Source organism: Pseudomonas sp. NY15374 (assembly GCF_048068255.1).
Lineage (GTDB): Bacteria > Pseudomonadota > Gammaproteobacteria > Pseudomonadales > Pseudomonadaceae > Aquipseudomonas > Aquipseudomonas machongensis.
The window spans coordinates 1-16,430 of sequence record NZ_JBLUPZ010000018.1 but is presented as its reverse complement, the minus strand read 5'-3'; the positions used below and the strand labels follow the sequence as shown (position 1 = coordinate 16,430).

Sequence of the window (16,430 nt, the reverse complement as noted above, 5' to 3'; positions counted from 1 at the left end):
AATGCGAATAATTATCAAATTGCCCGCATCCACTGCGCCAGCCCGTCCATGGTGCGCAGTTCCGTCAGGTGCCACAAGGTGTCTGGCCGCCTTCTGCAAAGGAACCCGATGATGCGCCGTCCTGTTGCCCTGATCGCCTTGTGCGCCGGTCTTGTCCTTTCTTCCCCGTTGCTGGCCGCCGACTTGCCGCAGCGCTGGGTCAGCGCCGGGGGCGCGCTGAGCGAATGGATCAGCGCCCTGGGCGGCGAGGCGCGTCTGGTCGGCGTCGACACAACCAGCCAGCATCCGCAGTCGCTCAAGGCCCTGCCGAGCATCGGCTACCAACGTCAACTGTCGGCCGAGGGTATCCTCAGCCTGCGTCCGGATGTGCTGGTCGGCACCGAGGAGATGGGGCCGCCGCCGGTGCTGGCGCAGGTGCGCGGGGCTGGTGTGCGTGTCGAGTTGTTCTCCAGCGAGGCTGACTTGGCGGCAGTGGACAAGAATCTTCAGCACCTGGGCGAGTTGCTCGGTGCGCAGCATAAAGCCAGTGAGCTGAGCAACCGCTACCACCAGCAGCTCGATGCGCTGCAGGCGAAGATCAAGCAGGCCCAGGCCGGTCAGAAGGCTCCAGGCGTGTTGCTGCTGGTCGGACATGCCGGGGCCAAGCCATTGATCGCGGGGCAGGGCACTTCAGGCGACTGGCTGTTGCGCCAGGCTGGTGCGCGCAACCTGGCGGATCACCAGGGTTACAAGAACTTCTCCGTCGAAGCGCTGGCAGCGCTGGATCCGGACGTCGTGGTGTTTTCCGATCGGGCACTGGACGGCGAGCAGGCGCTCAAGGCGCTGCTGAAGGAAAACCCGGCGTTGGCCGCTTCGCGTGCGGTGCGCGACAAGCGCCTGGTGTCACTCGATCCGACGCTGCTGGTTGGTGGCCTCGGTCCGCGGCTGCCGGCCACCTTGCATGAGCTGGCTGGCGCCTTCTATCCCGCAGCCAAGGCCAGCCTCAGCCAATGAAGCAGCGGGTCCAGCCGCGTACGCTGTTTATCGGTCTGACATTCCTGTGCCTGCTGGCGGTGTGGCTGTCGCTGGCGCTGGGGCCGGTCAGCCTGCCGCTGGGCGATATCCTGCGCGCCGGATTGCGGCTGCTGGGGATGCCCGTCGAGCGGGCGGGTCTCGAGCAAGCTGAGCTGATTCTCGGGCAGATCCGCTTGCCGCGCACGCTCCTGGGGCTGGCCGTCGGTGCGGTGCTGGCGCTGTCCGGGGTCGCCATGCAGGGGCTATTTCGCAACCCGTTGGCGGATCCTGGCCTGGTCGGGGTTGCCAGCGGCGCGGCGCTCGGCGCCGCCGTGGCCATTGTCGGCGGTGCCTGGCTGGGTGGCATACCGGAGTGGTTCGCACCCTACCTGCTGTCGCTTTGTGCCTTCATCGGCGGGCTTGGTGTTACGGCATTGGTCTACCGCCTGGGGCGCCGCAATGGTCAGACCGATGTGGCTACCATGCTGCTGGCCGGTATCGCCATGACCGCCCTCGGCGGCTCGGCGGTCGGGTTGTTCACCTACCTGGCCGACGACGCCACCTTGCGCACTCTGACGTTCTGGAACCTGGGCAGCCTCAACGGCGCCAGCTATCAGCGCCTGTGGCCATTGCTACTGGTGGCACTGGGGGTAACCTTGTGGCTGCCGCGTCGGGCGCAGGCGTTGAACGCGTTGTTGCTAGGTGAGTCCGAGGCGCGTCACCTGGGCATCGATGTAGAAGGGCTCAAGCGCGAACTGGTGTTCTGCACTGCCCTGGGTGTTGGCGCGGCAGTGGCGGCAGCGGGCCTGATCGGCTTCATTGGCCTGGTGGTTCCGCACCTGGTGCGTCTGGTTGCGGGGCCTGATCATCGCGTGCTGTTGCCCGCGTCGTTGCTGGCGGGCGGTACGCTGCTGCTGTTCGCTGATCTGGTGGCACGCTTGGCGTTGGCGCCCGCGGAGCTGCCGATCGGGATCGTGACGGCCTTCATTGGTGCTCCGTTCTTCCTGTTCCTGCTGGTCAGGAGGGGGCGCTGATGCTCGAAGTCAAAGGCTTGTCGCTCAAGCGCGGCAGCACCGAGGCGCTGCACGGTATCGACCTGCATCTCAGACCTGGGCAGGTCCTGGGTGTGCTAGGCCCCAACGGGGCGGGCAAGAGCAGCTTGCTGGGGGCATTGTGTGGCGAGCTGGCGCCGAGCCAGGGGCAAGTCCTGCTGCAAGGGCGGGCGTTGGCACACTGGCCGGGGCAGGAGCGCGCGCGACGTCTGGCGGTGTTGCCGCAGGTGTCCAGCCTGGGCTTTGCCTTCAGTGTCGAAGAAGTGGTGGGCCTGGGCCGGTTGCCCCACGGTAGTGGCCAGCAGCGCGACCGGGAGATCGTCGAGGCGGCACTGAAGGCGGCCGATGCCTGGCACCTGGTCGAACGCAGTTACCTCGCGTTGTCCGGCGGCGAGCGTCAGCGTGTTCATCTGGCCCGGGTGCTGGCGCAGTTGTGGCCAGGGGAGAAGGGGGCGACGCTGCTGCTGGATGAGCCGACCTCGGCCCTCGATCCGTTGCACCAGCACACCACGTTGCAGGCGGTGCGCAGTTTTGCCGACCGCGGTGCGGCAGTGCTGGTGATCCTGCACGACCTGAACCTTGCCGCGCGCTACTGTGACGCTATTCTGCTGCTGGAACAGGGGCGCAGCCACGCGCTCGATACACCGGCCCGGGTGCTGACTCCGCAGGCGCTCAAGGCGGTCTTCGGTATCGATGTGCTCGTGCAGCCCCATCCGGAGCGTGGCCACCCGCTGATCATCACCCGCTAGGAGCCCTCGATGCGCTATGCCTTGCTGTTCGGCCTGTCGATGAGCGTGTTCTTGACGATTTCGGGTTGCCAGGTACATCGACCTGCATTGCCAGAGTTGCCAGCCTGGCAGAGTAGCCAAGGGCTGGAAGAGCCAGCGCTCGGTCAGATACAGGCATTGCCCAGTGGGCGTGTCCTGACGCCCGATGAGCTGGTTCAGGCATTGAGCGATGTGCCGCGAATACTGGTCGGGGAAAAACACGACAACCCCGATCACCATGCGCTACAGCGATGGCTGCTGCAGGCTTTGCAGACCGCCAGGCCGCAAGGCAGCGTGGTGCTGGAGATGCTCCAGCCTGCCCAGCAGCCGCTGATCGACAAGGTGCAGCGTCAGGCGCAGCTTCCGAGCGATTTGCCCGCAGCACTGGACTGGCAGCAGGGTTGGGATTGGCAGATGTACGCGCCGATCGTGCGCGAGGCCCTGAAAGGCCCTGGGGTTTTGTTGGCTGGCGACCTGAGCCCCGAGGCAATGCGTGAGGCCTATCGCCGACAGCCCGTGCTGAGCGGCGTGCGTTCGAATGCCCCGCAGGTGAAGGCTGCCTTGCTGGAGCAAGTGCGCGAAGGCCATTGCGGATTGCTGCCGGAAAGCCAGTTGCCGGCCATGCTGGTCATCCAGCAGCAAAGGGACCGACACATGGCCGAGCGTCTGCTCGCGGCACCGCAGCCTGCACTCTTGCTGGCCGGCGCCTACCACGCGCGCAAGGACTTGGGTGTGCCGTTGCATTTGATCGATCTGCAGGCGCAAGGCGATACCCGTGTGCTGTTGCTGGCCGAAGTCGGGCAGAAGGTCGAGGCAGGGATGGCGGACTACGTGTGGTACACCGCGGCACTGCCTGAACAGGATTACTGTGGCCAGTTGCGCGGCGGGTAGTCATCACGCGCCGCTCAGGATATTTGCCTGCAAACCTGCAGGCAAAAAAAGACCCGGCATATTGCCGGGTCAATAACCGTGATTAGCCTGATGAGGAGATAATCTGAGAGTCCGAACCAGGGGCTTTCAGTTTATCCAACCAGTCTCGCGACCAGTTGTGATAATCATAACGATTCTCATTTAGAGGTCAATACCCTTTCTTCGATTATTCTGCTTTTTTTTGCGGCGGGGTCTTGGCGTCCAGTTGCTGGTTCAGTGCCTGCTTGCGTTCGGCGGGCAGATCGTTCCAATGCATATCCAGCAGTGCGCCTTCAATGGCGTACAACAACACTTTCGAGGCACGGAAGCCCCGTGTTTTCACGGCCTGGTAAGCGCCGACCGCGCCCAGGCGGCGCAAATCCGAAGCGCTGTGGATACCGGCGGCATGCAACCATTGCGCAGAGGTCTTGCCTAGATTCTTCAGATGCTGCAACTCATCGTTCATCGAGCCTCCTTGCGATGGCCGAACGGGTCTGTGGATAAATCGCGAGCAGGTCAGAGAGGAGTGTAGCGGGGCTGGGCGAATACGCGGCCTTTTGCCATGTGAGGGCGACGGGATGCTGTGTCCAGAAATGTCAGGCTTAGCCCTTCGGACGATAACGCATGCGCGTACCGAACTTCAGGGACATGAGGATTTCATCGGCGCTCAGGTCGCCCGGGAAGTAGGTCCCGGAGATCTGCGCGTGGGAGATGCTGGCACCTTCCATGCCCGTTTCGCGCAGATCCAGCCCGCGCAGGTCGGCTGCATGGAAGTAGGCGTCGGTGAAATCGATACCGCGTACGTCGAGGTTGCGCAGGTCAAGGCCTCGGAAATCACCACCGCGAAAATCGATGGGGCCGTCGTCAGGCTTCTCGCGGTTGAAGGTGGCGATCTGTTCCTCGCGCACCAGAGTGTACAGGGCGTTGTCCAGTTGCCGGGGCTGGTTCATGACGGCGCCTCCTCAGGGTTGTGGTGATATTGTAATGCCATCACTGAGGTGGCGCCGAAGTTCAGGCGCGAACTGTGGACTGCTTCACGCCTTGCAGGTCAGAGACCAGGCAGGCGCTGGCGGATCTGCTCGATGAGTTGGTCCATGCTGGCACTTTCATGAGTGTCGACCCGCTTGCCGTGCACGGCCTCCTCTTCGTCCAATGGGTCGCGGCTGGCTTGCTGGGCCTTGACCACCTCCAGGGTGGCGTCGGACGGATCGACATTTTCTGTCTGACGCTGCTCCAGCCAGCTGATGATGACCGCTTCGGGCGCCTGGCAGTCGAGGATCAGGAAGGGGACGCCGGTGCTGTTGGCAACTTCAGCTGCCGCCTTGCGCTGCTCGCGCTTGAGGAAGGTGGCATCGAGCACGACCGGGAAGCCGGCGCGCAGGATGGTAGCGGCCAACTCATTCAGGCGCTGGTAGGTGGCGATGCTGGCGTCCTGGTCATAAATGCCTGCCTGCAGTTGGCCGGAGTTCTGCGCCTGCTGCTCGCCGTACAGACGCTTGCGCTCGACATCCGAACGTACGCGGATCGCCCCCAGCGACTCGACCAGGCGCATCGCCACATGGCTCTTGCCGACGGCGGATACGCCATGGGTGATGGCCAGCAGGCGCGAAGGGATGGCGCTGTAGCTCTCTGCCAGGTTGGCGTAGTTGCGATAGGTGCGCAGGGTCGTGGCGCGCTGCACGCCATCGGCATCGGGCGACAGGCTGAACAGGGCGACCTTGGCGCGTACCAGGGCACGGTAGGCCTTGTAGAAATTCAGCAGTTCCAGGCCTTCGTAGTCGCCGGTCAGTTCCAGGTACTGGCTGACGAAGCGCCGGGCCAGGCATTTCAGGCCGCGGTCTTCCAGGTCCATGGCCAGGAAAGCGGTGTCGGCGTACACATCGGTCAGGCGGAACGGCTCGTTGAATTCGATGCAGTCGAAGATCACCACCTTGCCGTCGATCAGGGTGGCGTTACCCAGGTGGATGTCGCCGTGGCACTCGCGGATGAAACCATTGGCCTTGCGCGCCTCGAGCAGGCCATGCAGGCGTTCGAAGCTGCTGCGGGCCCAGGCTTGCAGGGCGTCGAGTTGCTGCAGGTCGGCCTTGTCGGTAAGGAACGGGCGGATCTGCTCGAAGTTCTGCTCGACCGGCGCCATTACCGCTTCCGGCGTGCCCAGCGGGTGATCGACCGGCACTTTCGGCGCTTGCAGGTGGAATTCGGCGATCTGCCGGGCCATCTGGTCAATGTGGCCGGCGTTCAGCTCGCCGTTGGCTTGCAGGGTGCTGAGCATCTGACCCTGGGGGAACTGGCGCATCTTCAGGGCGAACTCGATCGGCTCACCTTCGCCGCCGAGCTGCGGTGCTTCGGCGCTGCCGGTGATCGGCAGCACTTCTAGGTACAGGCCTTCGGTCAGGCGCTGGTTCAGGCGCAATTCTTCGTTACAGAAATGCTGGCGCTGGTCCAGGCCGGTGAAATCGAGGAAGCCGAAGTTCATCGGCTTCTTGATCTTGTAGGCGTATTCGCCAGTGAGTAGAACCCAGGAGATGTGCGTCTCGATGAGCTGGAAGCCTTCTACGGCGTGGGGGTAGAGGGCGGGGTTCTGCAGCGCGCTGATCAGGGCTTGGCTCACGGAGATCCTTCCGGGGTCAGGGAATTCGAAGGCGACATTATGGTCAATGGAGCCGCCCCTGCCTACCGCTGGAGGGCGTCCCCTGCCTTTGCAAAGTGCGTATAATCCGCCGCCATGACTCGTACCCGAAATTCCCGAACCCCCAAGAAACGTCCGCCCAGCCGCTCCCGCGCCTGGCTGGGCTGGGCTCTCAAGCTCAGCCTGGTCGGCCTGGTGGTGATCGCCGGCTTTGCGGTCTACCTCGATGCCGTCGTCCAGGAGAAGTTCTCCGGCAAGCGCTGGACCATCCCGGCCAAGGTGTATGCCCGGCCGCTGGAGCTGTTCGTCGGCCAGAAGCTGAGCAAGGACGACTTCCTCACCGAACTCGATGCCCTGGGTTACCGCCGCGAGGCAACGGCCAATGGCCCCGGCGAGGCCTCGGTCAACGGCGGCAACGTCGATCTCAATACCCGAGGCTTCCAGTTCTACGAGGGCATGGAGCCTGCGCAGTTCGTGCGTGTACGTTTCTCCGGCGACTATGTCGCGGGGCTGGCAGGGGCCAACGGTGGCAAGCTCGACGTGGTGCGCCTGGAACCGTTGATGATCGGTGGTATCTACCCGAAGAATCTCGAAGACCGCATCCTGATCAATATCGACCAGGTGCCGCCATACCTGCTCGAGACCTTGATCGCCACCGAAGACCGCGATTTCTACAGCCACTTCGGTGTTTCGCCCAAGTCGATCGCGCGGGCGGTGTGGGTCAATACGTCGTCCGGGGCCATGCGCCAGGGCGGCAGTACGCTCACGCAGCAGTTGGTGAAGAACTTCTTCCTGACCAACGAACGCAGCCTCAGCCGCAAGTTGACCGAAGCGATGATGGCCGTGCTGCTGGAAATGCACTACGACAAGCGCGAGATTCTCGAGGCCTATCTGAACGAAGTGTTTGTCGGTCAGGACGGCCAGCGCGCGGTGCATGGTTTCGGCCTGGCCAGCCAGTTCTTCTTCAGCCAGCCGCTGTCGGAGCTCAAGCTGCACCAGATTGCCCTGCTGGTAGGTATGGTCAAGGGGCCGTCCTACTACAACCCGCGCCGCTACCCTGAGCGCGCTCTGCAACGGCGTAACCTGGTGCTCGACCTGCTCGCCGAGCAGGGCGTGGCCAGCCAGGAAGTGGTCGATGCGGCGAAGAAGATGCCGCTGGGCGTGACCAAGCGCGGCAGCCTGGCCGATAGTTCTTTCCCGGCTTTCCTCGACCTGGTCAAGCGTCAGCTACGCCAGGACTATCGCGACGAAGACCTGACCGAAGAAGGCTTGCGTATCTTCACCAGTTTCGACCCGATCCTGCAGATGAAGGCCGAAACCGCGATGAGTGAAACCTTCAAGCGCCTGGCCGGCCGAAAGGGCGCCGACGAGGTCGAGTCGGCGATGGTGGTGACCAACCCGGAAACCGGCGAAGTGCAGGCGCTGATCGGCAGCCGTCAGTCGGGCTTCGCCGGCTTCAACCGCGCCATCGACGCGGTCAGGCCGATCGGTTCGCTGGTCAAGCCAGCAGTCTATCTGACTGCGCTGGAGCAGCCGAGCAAGTACACCCTGACCAGCTGGGTGCAGGACGAACCGTTTTCGGTCAAGGGCGCCGATGGCCAGGTATGGCGCCCGCAGAACTACGACCGACGCTCCCACGGCACTATCTACCTGTATCAGGGGCTGGCCAACTCCTACAACCTGTCAACTGCCAAGCTGGGCCTTGAGGTGGGCGTGCCCAACGTCATCAAGACCATCGGCCGGCTGGGTGTCAAGGTCGACTGGCCGGCGTTCCCGTCGATGCTGCTGGGCGCTGGCGGCATGTCGCCGATGCAGGTCGCGACCATGTACCAGACCATCGCCAACGGCGGCTTCAATACACCGATGCGCGGGATTCGCAGCGTGCTGACCGCCGAAGGCGAGCCGCTCAAGCGCTACCCGTTCCAGATCCAGCAGACCTTCGATCCGGGTGCGATCTACCTGGTGCAGAACGCCATGCAGCGGGTGATGCGCGAGGGTACCGGCCGCTCGGTGTACAACGTGCTGCCGAACAATCTGACGCTGGCGGGCAAGACCGGTACCAGCAACGACTCGCGCGACAGCTGGTTCTCGGGCTTCAGCCAGGACCTGCTGGCAGTGGTCTGGCTTGGCCGCGACGACAATGGCAAGACCCCGTTCACCGGCGCCACCGGCGCGTTGCAGGTCTGGACCAGCTTCATGCGCAAGGCCGACCCGCTGCCGCTGGACATGCCGCAGCCGGATAACGTGGTGAAGGCCTGGATCGATCCGCACAGCGCCCAGGGCTCCGACGGTAGCTGTCCGGGAGCGGTGCAGATGCCGTATATTCGTGGGAGCGAACCACCTGCCGGTACGACTTGCGGTGGCGAACAGAATCCTGCCGAGTCGGTCATGGACTGGGTCAAGGGCTGGATGAATTGAGCGGCCTGTATTGAAGAGGGTGTGAAGTGAACAAGTGGTGGTTTCCTGCCTTGACGGCGCTGGCCGTGCTGCACGGCTGCGCCAGCGTCCCGCGTGGCGCCATTCCGGTGGTCGATTCGAGTACACGGGTCTCGAACAGCGAGCGTGTCTCGGCCAACCGTGGCGCGCCGGTCTCCCCCGGCAGCAATGGTACGTCCCAGGCCCAGTCCCTACCTGAGGATTCCGGGGTCACGGTGATGATCCCGCAGGGCGCGGGCGCATCGCCGATCCAGACCTTCCCGGCCCAGACCGGCTCTGCACCGCTGAGCACCGGCCCGATCACCCCGGGACCGGTCAGTGGCGGGCCGATCACCACCAACCCTAATCCGGCAGGTGACGAACCTTTCGACATCGCGTCGATGAACAGCGCCCCGGCCGCTGCCACTCGTGCGCCTACCGGTATTCCGCGCAGCAATGGGGGCGGGTTGTCCGCCGATGAGCAGCTGGACGGTCCAGTACTGGCATTGCTGACAACCGCCCAACAGCAGCAGGGCAGCGGAGACCTCAACGGTGCTTCGTCCAGCCTGGAGCGTGCCCAGCGCATCGCACCGCGTGAGCCGCAGGTGCTGTTCCGCCTGGCTCAGGTGCGTCTATCGCAAGGTGACGCCGCACAATCCGAGCAACTCGCTCGCCGGGCACTGACGTATGCCAACGGTCGTCCTGATCTGCAGGCCGAGCTGTGGAACATCATCGCCCAGGCTCGCGAGAAGCAGGGTGACAGTGCCGGCGCCGCCTTGGCACGGCAGAAGGCGCGGACCGCTTCGTGATGGAACAGCGCATTCTCGATATAGCCGACCACCTGCTGCTGATCGAGCGCGAGCTTCAGGTCCGTGGCTGGTGGGACGAGGTGTCTCCTAGCGAAAGCGCCCTGGCCAGCACCGTACCGTTCGCAGTCGATACGCTGGCGTTCGAGCAGTGGCTGCAGTGGATTTTCCTGCCGCGGATGAAGCTTATTCTTGAGCATGGTCATCCTCTGCCCAGTGCATCTGGGATCCTGATCATGGCCGAGACGGTCTTCGCCGACCGTCCGGAAGAAAGCCGCGAACTTCGCCGCCTGCTGGCAGCATTCGATCGATTGATCGCCGCTTGAGCCTGATTTCTTCTCTTTTTCCTTCAAGGGCCGCAGATTGTGGCCCTTTTTTATGGAAATCTTTACTTTCCTGCTGCTGGTGTCCTTTTTCGTGGTGGTGGGAATTCATCTCGGGGAAAAATTGGCAATAATTTTTCTTGACTTGAGGGCGACGAATCAGAAGAATCCAGTTTCCGCTGTAGGGGGACTGCCAGAAGCAGACCCGCTAGGCAGATCATGAGGCGCACACCCGCGCCGACTCGCTACACCCCGCAACGCGTTACCTCGCGCTGGGTGGGAAAACCCCGCAACACTCTGGGGCGATCCCAATACTTGCTCAGTCAGTGCTGACGTTCGCTCATGCTCTGCTTGGCAGTAAACCTATTAAGACCCGCCCGGATGGGGCGGTATTCTGGCGTTTTAGAGGTGAACAACGTGGAGCTTTTATCTGGCGCTGAGATGGTCGTCCGCTTCTTGCGTGACGAAGGCGTTAAGCACATCTACGGGTACCCTGGTGGTGCTCTCCTTCATGTTTACGATGCCCTGTTCAAGGAACCGGAAGTCCAGCACATCCTGGTGCGTCATGAGCAGGCTGCCACTCACATGGCAGACGGTTACGCCCGTGCCACCGGCAAGGCTGGCGTGGTCCTGGTGACCTCCGGTCCCGGTGCGACCAACGCTATTACCGGTATCGCCACCGCCTACATGGATTCCATCCCGATGGTCATCCTGTCTGGCCAGGTGCCCAGCACCATGGTCGGCACCGATGCCTTCCAGGAAACCGACATGATCGGGATCTCCCGGCCGATCGTGAAGCACAGCTTCATGATCAAGAACCCCACCGAGATTCCGGAAGTTCTGAAAAAAGCGTTCTACCTGGCGCAATCCGGTCGCCCAGGTCCGGTCGTGGTCGACATTCCAAAAGACATGACCAACCCGGCCGAGAAGTTCGAATACGTCTACCCGAAAAAGGTCAAGCTGCGCTCCTACAGCCCTGCGGTCCGTGGCCACTCCGGCCAAATCCGCAAGGCCGCCGAGATGCTCCTGGCCGCCAAGCGTCCGATCGTCTATTCCGGCGGTGGCGTGATTCTCGGTGGCGGCTCCGAAGCCCTGACCGAAATCGCCAAGTCCCTGAACCTGCCGGTTACCAACACCCTGATGGGGCTGGGTGGCTTCCCGGGTACCGATCGCCAGTTCCTCGGCATGCTGGGCATGCACGGCAGCTACACCGCCAACCTGGCGATGCACAATGCCGACGTGATCCTCGCCGTGGGTGCGCGCTTCGATGACCGTGTGGTCAACGGCCCGGCCAAGTTCTGCCCGAACGCCAAGATCATCCACATCGACATCGACCCTGCGTCGATCTCGAAGATGATCAAGGCCGACGTGCCGATCGTGGGGCCGGTCGAGAGCGTGCTCAGCGAGATGCTGGCCATCCTCAAGGAAATCGGCGAGAAGCCTGAAAAGGCGGCCCTCGATGCCTGGTGGAAGCAGATTGATGAGTGGCGCGGTGACCGCGGCCTGTTCCCTTACGACAAGGGCGACGGCAGTGTCATCAAGCCTCAGCAGGTCATCGAGACGCTGTGCGAAGTGACCCATGGCGATGCCTTCATCACCTCCGACGTAGGTCAGCACCAGATGTTCGCGGCGCAGTACTACCGCTTCAACAAACCCAACCGCTGGATCAACTCCGGTGGCCTGGGCACCATGGGCTTCGGTTTCCCGGCAGCCATGGGCGTCAAGCTCAACTTCCCGGACCAGGACGTGGCCTGTGTCACTGGCGAAGGCAGCATCCAGATGAACATCCAGGAGCTGTCCACCTGCATGCAGTACGGCCTGCCGGTGAAGATCGTCAACCTGAACAACGGGGTGCTGGGCATGGTTCGCCAATGGCAGGACATGTCCTACAACGGTCGTCACTCGCATTCCTACGTCGAGTCGCTGCCTGACTTCATCAAGCTGGCCGAGGCCTATGGCCATGTGGGTATCCGCATCACCAGCCTCAAAGACCTCAAGCCGAAACTGGAAGAGGCCTTTGCGATGAAGGACCGCCTGGTGTTCATCGACATCGCGGTCGACCGGACCGAGCACGTCTACCCGATGCAGATCAAGGACGGCTCGATGCGTGACATGTGGCTGAGCAAGACGGAGCGTACCTGATATGCGGCACATCATTTCCCTGCTGCTGGAAAACGAACCTGGTGCCTTGTCGCGCGTGGTCGGTCTGTTCTCCCAGCGCAACTACAACATCGAAAGCCTGACGGTTGCACCGACCGAGGACCCGACCCTGTCGCGTCTCACCCTCACCACCGTGGGTCATGACGAAGTGATCGAGCAGATCACCAAGAACCTGAACAAGCTGGTAGAGGTGGTCAAGCTGGTCGACCTGTCGGAGAGCGCTCATATCGAGCGCGAACTGATGCTGGTAAAGGTCAAGGCTACTGGCGCCCAGCGCGCCGAAATCAAGCGCACCACGGATATTTTCCGTGGGCAGATCGTCGATGTCACCGCCAGTGTGTATACCGTGCAACTGAGCGGCACCAGCGATAAGCTGGACAGCTTCATCCAGGCGATCGGCACCGCTTCGATTCTCGAAACCGTGCGCAGCGGCGTCACCGGCATTGCCCGTGGCGACAAAGTACTCAGCATCTAACTTCACCAATTAGCGATGGTCCTGCGGGGCCGAGATATAACCAGGGGTATTTCCATGAAAGTGTTCTACGACAAAGACTGCGACCTCTCCATCATCCAGGGCAAGAAAGTCGCCATCATCGGTTACGGCTCCCAGGGTCACGCCCAGGCGTGCAACCTGAACGACTCCGGTGTAGACGTTACCGTCGGTCTGCGTAAAGGTTCGGCTACCGTTGCCAAGGCAGAAGCCCACGGCCTGAAAGTCGCTGACGTCGCCACCGCCGTCGCTGCTGCCGACCTGGTCATGATCCTGACCCCGGACGAATTCCAGGGCACCCTGTACAAGAACGAGATCGAACCGAACATCAAGAAAGGCGCAACCCTGGCCTTCTCCCACGGCTTCTCGATCCACTACAACCAAGTCGTTCCACGTGGCGACCTCGACGTGATCATGATCGCGCCGAAGGCTCCGGGCCACACCGTGCGCTCCGAGTTCGTCAAGGGCGGCGGTATTCCTGACCTGATCGCGGTCTACCAGGACGCTTCGGGCAACGCCAAGAACGTCGCACTGTCGTACGCCGCTGGCGTCGGTGGTGGCCGTACCGGCATCATCGAAACCACCTTCAAGGACGAGACCGAAACCGACCTGTTCGGTGAGCAGGCCGTTCTGTGCGGCGGTACCGTCGAGCTGGTCAAGGCCGGTTTCGAAACTCTGGTCGAAGCAGGCTATGCGCCTGAAATGGCCTACTTCGAGTGCCTGCACGAGCTGAAGCTGATCGTTGACCTCATGTACGAAGGCGGTATCGCCAACATGAACTACTCGATCTCCAACAACGCCGAGTACGGTGAGTACGTCACCGGCCCTGAGGTCATCAACGAAGAATCCCGCAAGGCCATGCGCAACGCTCTGAAGCGCATCCAGGACGGCGAATACGCGAAGATGTTCATCAGCGAAGGTGCGACCAACTACCCTTCGATGACCGCCAAGCGTCGTAACAACGCCGCCCACGGCATCGAGATCATCGGCGAGCAACTGCGCTCGATGATGCCTTGGATCTCGGCCAACAAGATCGTCGACAAGACCAAGAACTGAGTCTTGCCTCGATAGATTAAAAACGCGGCTTCGGCCGCGTTTTTTCGTTTAGGCAGCCAGCTTCTGGTATAAAGCGACCAGAGGCCTGCCGTTAGAACCTGTTTCGCCGGCCTCTGTCGAACTTATTCCACCCAGTTGCAAGGTGCATTTCATGAGCGAACGTCCCGAAGAGCCGAACAAGCCCTCCGACGCCGAAAGCCTGCTACCTGTCGATGAGCATGTTGAGGAAGGTCACGACGCCGAAGGGCGCAAGGTCCGGCATCGCGGCATCTACTTGTTGCCCAACCTCTTCACCACCGCCAACCTGTTCGCCGGTTTCTACTCGATCATCAACTCCATCAGTGCGCAGAGCGCCCTGAGCGCAGGCGACCCGCGCGAGGCGAGCAAGTACTTCGCCTTCGCCGCTATCGCCATCTTCGTCGCCATGGTTCTGGACAGCCTCGATGGCCGTGTGGCGCGGATGACCAACACGCAGAGCGCCTTCGGTGCCGAGTACGACTCGTTGTCGGACATGGTTGCCTTCGGTGTGGCGCCGGCACTGCTGGCCTTTGGTTGGGCATTGGGTGACATGGGCAAGGTCGGCTGGATGGTCGCCTTCATCTATGTGGCCGGTGCAGCGTTGCGTCTGGCGCGTTTCAACACCCAGGTCGGCACCGCCGACAAACGCTACTTCATCGGTCTGGCCAGCCCGGCTGCCGCAGGTGTGGTGGCGGGTACCGTCTGGGCCTTCAGCGACTACGGTATCCAGGGCTCGAAACTGTCGTTCCTGGTGGCGCTGCTGGTGGCGGCAGCAGGCATGCTGATGGTCAGCAATATCAAGTACAACAGCTTCAAGGAGCTGGATCTCAAGGGGCGCGTACCTTTTGTTGCGATCCTGGCCGTGGTGCTGGTGTTCGCCGTGGTGTTCAGCGATCCACCACGGATTCTGCTGCTGATCTTCCTCGGCTATGCGGTTTCAGGCCCAGTGCAGTACTTGCTGCGCGGTCGTCGTCGCAAAGTCTGAAAAAAGATTTAATGCTGGAATAACTCTCCGGCTCCATAGTCTTACTGGTACATCCGCCACCAGTGCTGTGGAGCCGCCATGCTCATCAAGCTTCCCAAGTCGTCCGATTGCAACGAATCGGACGTTACCCCTGAAAGTGTCTATTTCTCTCGCCGCTCTGTATTGGGTGCCTCTCTAGCCGGGTTTGCGTTGGGCGCTTTGCCCGTGCTCGGCCAGGCCGCCGAGGCTTCACGCTATGCTGACGTGGAAGCGGGTTCGACACCTGGCTGGTTCAAGGACAAGCTCGGTGCGACGCGCTGGCAGGCCGTGACGGTCAAGGATGAGGCAATCACGCCGTTCAAGGACGCTACCCACTACAACAACTTCTACGAGTTCGGGCCCGACAAGGGCGACCCGGCGGCCAATGCCGGTAGCCTCAAGACCGAACCCTGGAGCGTGGTGGTCGATGGCGAGGTGGGCAAGCCTGGGCGCTACGCGCTGGAAGATTTCGTCAAGCCCCTGCAGCTTGAAGAGCGCATCTATAGGCTGCGTTGCGTCGAGGCCTGGTCGATGGTCATCCCCTGGTTGGGCTTTCCGCTGTCCGAGGTGCTCAAGCAGGTCGAGCCAACTTCCAAGGCTCGCTATGTGCGTTTCGAAACGCTGCAGGACCCCAAGAGCATGCCGGGCCAACGTTCGGGCTTTGCCCTGATCGACTGGCCTTACGTGGAAGGGTTGCGCCTGGATGAGGCGATGAACCCGCTCGCGATCCTGGCGGTTGGCATGTATGGGCGCGAACTGCCCAACCAGAATGGAGCACCACTGCGTCTGGTGGTGCCATGGAAGTACGGGTTCAAGAGCATCAAGTCGATCGTGCGCATCAGTCTGGTGGCCGAGCAACCGAAGACCACTTGGCAGGGGCTGGCGCCGAACGAGTATGGCTTCTATGCCAACGTCAATCCTCAGGTCGATCACCCGCGTTGGAGCCAGGCGCGTGAGCGGCGGCTGCCCAGTGGCCTGTTCAGCCCCAATGTGCGAACCACTCAGATGTTCAATGGCTATGAGGAGGAGGTTGCCTCTCTTTATAGCGGTCTCGATCTTCGGAAGAACTACTGATGCGTTATCCCTGGTTTCGCTTGGCGATTTTCATCGTTGGCTGCCTGTTTCCGGCCTGGTGGTTGTATGAGGCGGCTACGAACCTGCTTGGGCCGGATCCGGGGAAAATTCTGGTAGACAGGTTGGGGCTCGGTGCGCTGGTGTTCCTGCTGGTGACCTTGGGCATGAGCCCTCTGCAGCGTCTGACGGGGTGGGGTGGTTGGATCGTCGCGCGGCGACAGCTCGGATTGTGGTGTTTTGCCTATATCGTCCTGCACATGACGGCCTATATGGTCTTCATCCTTGGGCTCGACTGGGGGCAGCTTGGCGTCGAGTTGCGCAAGCGACCTTATATCATCGTCGGGGTTATCGCCTTCCTGGGGCTGCTGGCCTTGGCGGTGACCTCCAACCGTTATAGCCAGAGACGGCTCGGTGCGCGCTGGAAGAAGCTGCACAAACTGGTCTATGTGATTCTCGGCCTGGGCTTGCTGCATTTCCTGTGGATTGTGCGTTCGGACCTGCAGGAGTGGGCTATCTATGCCGGGGTAGGGGCGCTGCTGATGGTGATGCGGGTCCCACCGGTATGGCGGCGGGTGCCCCGTCTGATAGGCCGGCGCGCTTAAGCTTTTCATTCTTATCGCTTTTTTGAAATAAAAGGTTGACGCCCTCTCATATCCCCTTATAATGCGCCCCACTTCCGCAGCAAACGGAACGCAAAACTTCTTGCTAATCAACGAGTTAAGCGAGTTCGGTGAG

The 16,430-nt window shown here is 62.0% G+C and carries 16 protein-coding genes; 13 read left to right on the top strand and 3 right to left on the bottom strand.

Annotated elements, in window-relative coordinates:
* Positions 1-108: 108 nt before the first annotated feature.
* The 4 genes from ACNFHO_RS26225 to ACNFHO_RS26210 are packed head-to-tail and all read left to right on the top strand — an operon-like array spanning position 109 to position 3,703.
* Positions 109-993: a heme/hemin ABC transporter substrate-binding protein gene (locus tag ACNFHO_RS26225; protein ID WP_065861600.1), complete on the top strand. Its 885-nt coding sequence runs from the start codon at positions 109-111 to the stop codon at positions 991-993.
* Positions 994-1,043: 50 nt separating this feature from the next.
* Positions 1,044-2,027, top strand: coding sequence for a FecCD family ABC transporter permease (locus ACNFHO_RS26220; protein WP_162714446.1), 984 nt, complete (start codon positions 1,044-1,046; stop codon positions 2,025-2,027).
* Entirely contained in the window at positions 2,027-2,794 is a 768-nt protein-coding gene (locus ACNFHO_RS26215) for a heme ABC transporter ATP-binding protein (RefSeq protein WP_416767844.1), read from the top strand. The genes ACNFHO_RS26220 and ACNFHO_RS26215 overlap by 1 nt, the downstream gene beginning before the upstream one ends.
* Before the next feature lie 9 nt (positions 2,795-2,803).
* The gene (locus tag ACNFHO_RS26210; protein WP_416767843.1) at positions 2,804-3,703 is read left to right on the top strand and encodes a ChaN family lipoprotein; all 900 of its coding nucleotides are present in this window, start codon (positions 2,804-2,806) and stop codon (positions 3,701-3,703) included.
* A gap of 205 nt (positions 3,704-3,908) precedes the next feature.
* Here ACNFHO_RS26210 and ACNFHO_RS26205 read toward each other — a convergent pair whose 3' ends face one another.
* The 3 genes from ACNFHO_RS26205 to ACNFHO_RS26195 form a co-directional block, all read right to left on the bottom strand.
* Positions 3,909-4,187: a TfoX/Sxy family protein gene (locus tag ACNFHO_RS26205; RefSeq protein ID WP_054892587.1), complete on the bottom strand. Its 279-nt coding sequence runs from the start codon at positions 4,185-4,187 to the stop codon at positions 3,909-3,911.
* A gap of 136 nt (positions 4,188-4,323) precedes the next feature.
* Positions 4,324-4,671, bottom strand: coding sequence for a pentapeptide repeat-containing protein (locus tag ACNFHO_RS26200; RefSeq protein WP_054892586.1), 348 nt, complete (start codon positions 4,669-4,671; stop codon positions 4,324-4,326).
* 98 nt (positions 4,672-4,769) lie between these two features.
* Positions 4,770-6,332, bottom strand: coding sequence for an AAA family ATPase (locus ACNFHO_RS26195; RefSeq protein ID WP_416767842.1), 1,563 nt, complete (start codon positions 6,330-6,332; stop codon positions 4,770-4,772).
* Between the two features lie 114 nt (positions 6,333-6,446).
* On the opposite strand from ACNFHO_RS26195, the gene mrcB reads away from it, so the two are divergent.
* The 9 genes from mrcB (at position 6,447) to msrQ (ending at position 16,297) form a co-directional block, all read left to right on the top strand.
* Positions 6,447-8,768, top strand: a complete 2,322-nt coding sequence (mrcB, locus tag ACNFHO_RS26190; protein ID WP_063542782.1) for a penicillin-binding protein 1B — start codon at positions 6,447-6,449, stop codon at positions 8,766-8,768.
* A gap of 26 nt (positions 8,769-8,794) precedes the next feature.
* On the top strand, positions 8,795-9,574 hold the full coding sequence (locus ACNFHO_RS26185; protein ID WP_416767841.1) for a tetratricopeptide repeat protein: 780 nt from the start codon (positions 8,795-8,797) through the stop codon (positions 9,572-9,574).
* The gene (locus ACNFHO_RS26180) at positions 9,571-9,897 is read left to right on the top strand and encodes a YqcC family protein (RefSeq protein ID WP_416767840.1); all 327 of its coding nucleotides are present in this window, start codon (positions 9,571-9,573) and stop codon (positions 9,895-9,897) included. The genes ACNFHO_RS26185 and ACNFHO_RS26180 overlap by 4 nt, the downstream gene beginning before the upstream one ends.
* A gap of 414 nt (positions 9,898-10,311) precedes the next feature.
* The gene (locus tag ACNFHO_RS26175) at positions 10,312-12,036 is read left to right on the top strand and encodes an acetolactate synthase 3 large subunit (RefSeq protein ID WP_416767839.1); all 1,725 of its coding nucleotides are present in this window, start codon (positions 10,312-10,314) and stop codon (positions 12,034-12,036) included.
* Between the two features lies 1 nt (position 12,037).
* The gene (gene ilvN, locus ACNFHO_RS26170; RefSeq protein WP_003250040.1) at positions 12,038-12,529 is read left to right on the top strand and encodes an acetolactate synthase small subunit; all 492 of its coding nucleotides are present in this window, start codon (positions 12,038-12,040) and stop codon (positions 12,527-12,529) included.
* A gap of 54 nt (positions 12,530-12,583) precedes the next feature.
* Positions 12,584-13,600 (top strand): ketol-acid reductoisomerase, encoded by a 1,017-nt coding sequence (gene ilvC / locus ACNFHO_RS26165; protein WP_416767838.1) that lies wholly within the window; start codon positions 12,584-12,586, stop codon positions 13,598-13,600.
* Positions 13,601-13,751: 151 nt separating this feature from the next.
* Positions 13,752-14,603, top strand: coding sequence for a CDP-diacylglycerol--serine O-phosphatidyltransferase (gene pssA / locus ACNFHO_RS26160; protein WP_054892580.1), 852 nt, complete (start codon positions 13,752-13,754; stop codon positions 14,601-14,603).
* 78 nt (positions 14,604-14,681) lie between these two features.
* Entirely contained in the window at positions 14,682-15,695 is a 1,014-nt protein-coding gene (msrP, locus tag ACNFHO_RS26155; protein ID WP_063542786.1) for a protein-methionine-sulfoxide reductase catalytic subunit MsrP, read from the top strand.
* Positions 15,695-16,297: a protein-methionine-sulfoxide reductase heme-binding subunit MsrQ gene (msrQ, locus tag ACNFHO_RS26150; RefSeq protein ID WP_063542788.1), complete on the top strand. Its 603-nt coding sequence runs from the start codon at positions 15,695-15,697 to the stop codon at positions 16,295-16,297. Before msrP ends, msrQ begins: the two co-directional genes overlap by 1 nt.
* The last annotated feature ends 133 nt before the right edge of the window (positions 16,298-16,430 follow it).